This is a genomic window from Acidovorax sp. (assembly GCF_022763525.1).
Taxonomy (GTDB): domain Bacteria; phylum Pseudomonadota; class Gammaproteobacteria; order Burkholderiales; family Burkholderiaceae_C; genus Acidovorax.
In genome coordinates this window covers 1-4,371 of record NZ_JALEGG010000260.1, presented here as the reverse complement: position 1 = coordinate 4,371, position 4,371 = coordinate 1, and the positions used below count along the sequence as shown (strand labels likewise).

Genomic DNA, 4,371 nt, shown 5'->3' with positions numbered 1-4,371 from the left:
GAGCGCGCGGTGCGCGATGCATGCAGCAACGCCATCATCCTCCGGCCCAGCGTGCTCTTCGGGCCCAACGATGCCTTCCTGCGCACGCTGGATGCCATCACACGCCTGCCGCTGATCCCCTTGTTCGGGCGCGGGGATACCAAGCTGCAGCCCGTGCATGTGGATGACGTCGCCATGGCCGTGTTGCACGCAATGGATGATCCAGCGGCAGCCGGCCAAATCTTCGAGCTGGGCGGTGCAGCCACTGACCGGTATCGCGAGATTCTCGCGCTGGTGTTGGCCGCGCGCGGGCGCAAGCGATGGCTGTTACCGGTGCCTTTCATGCTCTGGCATCTGCTTGCAGCAATCGCCGCCTGCCTGCCCAGCCCGCCGCTGACCCGCGACCAGGTGCTGCTGATGCGTGACGATAATGTAGTCGGACCGGACGCCATGGGCTTCGAAGCACTGGGCATTGCGCCCCGGAACGTTTCCGCAGTGTTGACCGAGTGCCTGGGCTGAGGCGCGGCCGTCTTGATGGCGGCGGTACACAATGAGCACGCCACGATTACACCCTCACCATGCGCGTGCCAAAGGAGACACCGACACATGAACCCATCCACGATGCGATGCACATGCACAGCAGGCGGCCGTGCACACCGCAGTCCATGGCTGTTCATGCCACTCGTGCTGCTGCTCGCTGCCTGTGGATCAGGCAGTGGTGGTGATGGCGGCCAGCCCGCGCTACCAGCAAGCGCACTGTGCGTCAGCGACGCGTGTGGCGAGGCCGTCGAGCTGTTTGCGATCCCCGAGGCCGAGAACACCGCCGTCAGTCCCGACGGCCGCCTCTTCGTAGCCGCGGACAATCTCTATGAAGTGGTGGCCGGTGCAGACGGCACCCTGGAACGGGTCACGCGGGCGCAAGGGCAGGGCAGCTTCTTCAACGGCATGGTCGTGGACCGCGGCGTGCTGTACGCCATTCGTGGCAATGAGCTCACGGCCGCGCGGCTGGATGATCCGGACTTCGCGCTGCAGGTCATTGCGCCCCTGAACGGCTTCGTGATCCCCAACGGCATGACCGTCGACGCCCAGCACCGGCTCTACATCTCCGATGGTCCCGTGCCGCTCACCCCCAAGATCGAGCGCTTCACCCTGGCCGAAGACGAGCCCTTCACCGTCATCAGCCGCGCAACCTGGTTGACGGATGGCCTGCTCGCACCCAATGGCCTGGACATAGCCGTTGTGGATGGCCGCGAGCTGCTGTTCTTCACCGACGACGGCACGCTCAGCGTCAACCAAGTGGAAATCACACCGGACGGCTCGCCCGGCGAGGTACAGCGGCTACTCACCCGGGCGACCTTCTTCGATGACTTGAAGTACTACGACGGCCATCTGCTCGTCACCGACTTCCTGCGCGGCACCGTGCTGCTGATGGACCTGGCCGGCGAGGTGCTGCAGGAGACTGCCCCGACAACCTTCATCGGCCCGACCTCCGTACAGGTCAGTGACGGCCGTCTGCTTCCGGCCGGTGAGCTCTTTGTCACCTCACGCGGCGTGCAATTCGAGACGCTGACCGGGCTCGGTGATGCCTTGAGTGTGTTCCGGCCAACGAACATCGCGCCCTGAATGCAATTTTCAGCATTGCGACGGCTGCTGCCGTGCGGGGTACGCGCGCACCTGCAAGATTGCCCGCCTGTACAAAAGGTGGTAGCTATCGATCCGAGGAGACGAGGAAGGTGGGGAGACGATGCGAATCTTTCAGGTTGTGGCCGTTTTGCTGGCATGCATTGGCCTGGGCGGTTGCGACAATCAGGGGGACCTTAGACCGCCGCTGAGTACGAATGCCGCGAAGGCAGCGGGTACAGAAGTACCGCCGATTGTTCCCGATGGGCGCTATTTTCGAGATGCCACCGGACGGACCGTAATCTTCCAAGGGATATTTGAGGTCAAGAAGCCCGTCAGTCCGGAGCCCGACGGTCGTGCCGTCAATGACCCGGATTATGCAGCCCGGCTTGGGCGGTTAGGGATGAACTCTGTTCGTCTGGCGTACCACTGGAGTGCGCTGGAGCCGGAGCGCGGCGACTATGACGAGGCTTACGTAGACCGCGTCCGCATCGTGGTCGACAAGCTGGCCGCCGAGGGCGTCTTCGTGATGCTGGATTCGCATCAGGACATGTACGGACCCAAGTACGGAACGCGCGCGAATGGTTTTCCAGAGTGGGCCAGTATCGACAACGGCATTCCATTGGTTGGCGATCTGGGTTTCCCGGGCAACTACTTTCAACCCGCCGTCTCCCATGCCTTCGACAATCTCTGGCTCAACACCGATGGAATCCTGGACGCTTATGTGGAGCAGCTACGCTTCATGGCGAGCGAATTCAATACTGAGCCCTACCTCCTTGGCTTCGACTTGATGAACGAACCATGGGCAGGCACGCAATGGCCGACCTGTTTCAACCTGCCCGGCTGCCCTCAGTTCGACCTGCTTTTATTGCAGCCTGCCATGGACGCTTTCGCAGCAGCCGTTCGCTCACAGGATCCCGATGCGATTGTTTTCTACGAGCCGCAGTTCACATTCAGCAGCGGTGCCAAGACGGCTCTGCGCACCCCACCGGAGGAAGTGCGCCCAGCGGGGCTTTCGTTCCACGACTTGTGCGTGGCGCGTGCGGTGCGTCAGATCATCGACAACGAGGGTTTCGGCACCTTCCTTGAGCAGGCCTGCGACCCCTTTCACACCCAGGTCTATATCAACGCCTTTGAGGCCTCTCGGCGCATGGACGTGACACCGTTCATGACCGAGGTGCTCTCGGCCAATGAGCGCGATACCGCCGGACTCGAATGCCTTCTGGAACGCGCGGAAGACAACAAGATGTCGTGGAACGTGGGGCAGTATCCCAGCGATTCCAATAACAACACCGTGGTGCTGGCCCGCACCTTCCCCCGCGCGGTAGCCGGTGAAATCGAGCGCTATCGCTTTGATCCTCGAGATGCGAGCTTCGAGCTTGTGTACCAGCCTGACCCCGCCATCACCGCACCCACATTGGTCGGCGTACCGGTCGAGATCCACTATCCCCAGGGCTACTCCGTGGAGGTGGAGGGCGGGCGCGTGCTATCAGAAGCAAATGCCGTCAGGCTGTTGATTGAAGCGCTGCCGGATGCGGAGCGCGTACACATCCGTCTGCAACCCACCCAGCCCGATATGGTGGAGCGCCCAGAATTTCCTGCCTGCCAAACGCCCGTAGACTCCGTCCTTGATGTGTACCAAACCATCAGTGGCGGCTAGGTCTTATTGACGCAGCCTGGTCCGCAATGGACTCGCTGAAGTCAGGCGTTCCACGCTCCGGTGCCTGGCGTCTCGGTGAACTGGTGTTGCTTGTGCAGCTGCTTCAGGGCTGCGCGGCTTGGCAGACGCCAGCTGCGTTCCCGCCAGCCGTGAGCGGAGTGCACATAGAAAAACTGTGGTCTGTCCCCTGTTACTGGGATCGCTTTCGGGACGCATCTCTTCTTGACCGGGGAGCCAATGCCGGCTGGACGGGGCAAGATCGGCTACTACGTGGGTAGTTCGAGGCCTGGCGGCTTTGTGATGATTGTTCCCGGTGCCTTGGGTTGGTGGGCCATACTCAACAACATTCGGCAACTACGCTAACTTCTCACGAGTGAACCGAATTCCTCCAGCAGGGTGCTGGAGGTGCGGCTAGCTTTCGAAGGCTGCGGTTTCCTCTTGCGGGCCAGCTCAGTTCTGGCCTGATGGAAAATTGGGGTCTGACCCCAATTACATGCGATCAAAGTGCCCGAACTCAAGCCGGTCTGATCTTGCCCCTTGCCCGGATGTTTGGATTGAAAAAGGCGTGCCGGTTCTTGGTCTGGGGTGAGCAGGGCGAAATAGTGCAATTGTTAACGTCTCACCGTAATACCCAACGTACAAGACGGCTTGTTCGCGAGAACGGCTTGACCTACCAATCTGCCGGGATTATTGCCAACCGGCTCCCGCTGACCGTTCCAATTGAGGTGCCCCTATGCGTTCCACAATGATCATCATCGATGTGTTACTCGCCCTTGGTTTTGGGGTGGCCGGCCTCGTATCGTTGACTTCCTACTTCATGCGCGCGGGCACCTACGTGCAACCGGGTGAGGGTGGCACATGGTTGATTGGTGCCGTTTTCAGTTTCATCGCGCTGATTGCAGGCATAAACGCTGTGTCTCTGATTCGCAAGGCACGCCGCAATTACGATTGGTACCGGCGCCAGCACCCGGAGCATGTGGATCGCAACGGCAATGCCTGCTGCTCGAATTGCCGAGGTAAGAAGATCGCGGTGCGTAATCTCATGCGCCACACCTACACTCGCGCACACGTCTGCCAACGGTGCGGAACCACGCTTTACTACTCCGCTGAGT

General features: G+C 61.0%; 4 protein-coding genes. All 4 read left to right on the top strand.

What is annotated here, in order from left to right; all coding sequences use genetic code 11:
* The coding region (locus tag MRY84_RS20055) for an NAD-dependent epimerase/dehydratase family protein (RefSeq protein ID WP_291507446.1) at window positions 1-498 on the top strand (498 nt) is incomplete at its 5' end.
* Window positions 499-654: 156 nt separating this feature from the next.
* Complete coding sequence (locus MRY84_RS20050; RefSeq protein ID WP_223055356.1) at window positions 655-1,602, top strand: hypothetical protein; 948 nt, start codon at window positions 655-657, stop codon at window positions 1,600-1,602.
* Between the two features lie 121 nt (window positions 1,603-1,723).
* The gene (locus MRY84_RS20045; RefSeq protein WP_223055355.1) at window positions 1,724-3,259 is read left to right on the top strand and encodes a cellulase family glycosylhydrolase; all 1,536 of its coding nucleotides are present in this window, start codon (window positions 1,724-1,726) and stop codon (window positions 3,257-3,259) included.
* Between the two features lie 745 nt (window positions 3,260-4,004).
* A partial coding sequence (locus tag MRY84_RS20040) for a hypothetical protein (protein WP_223055354.1) occupies window positions 4,005-4,371 on the top strand: 367 nt, incomplete at its 3' end.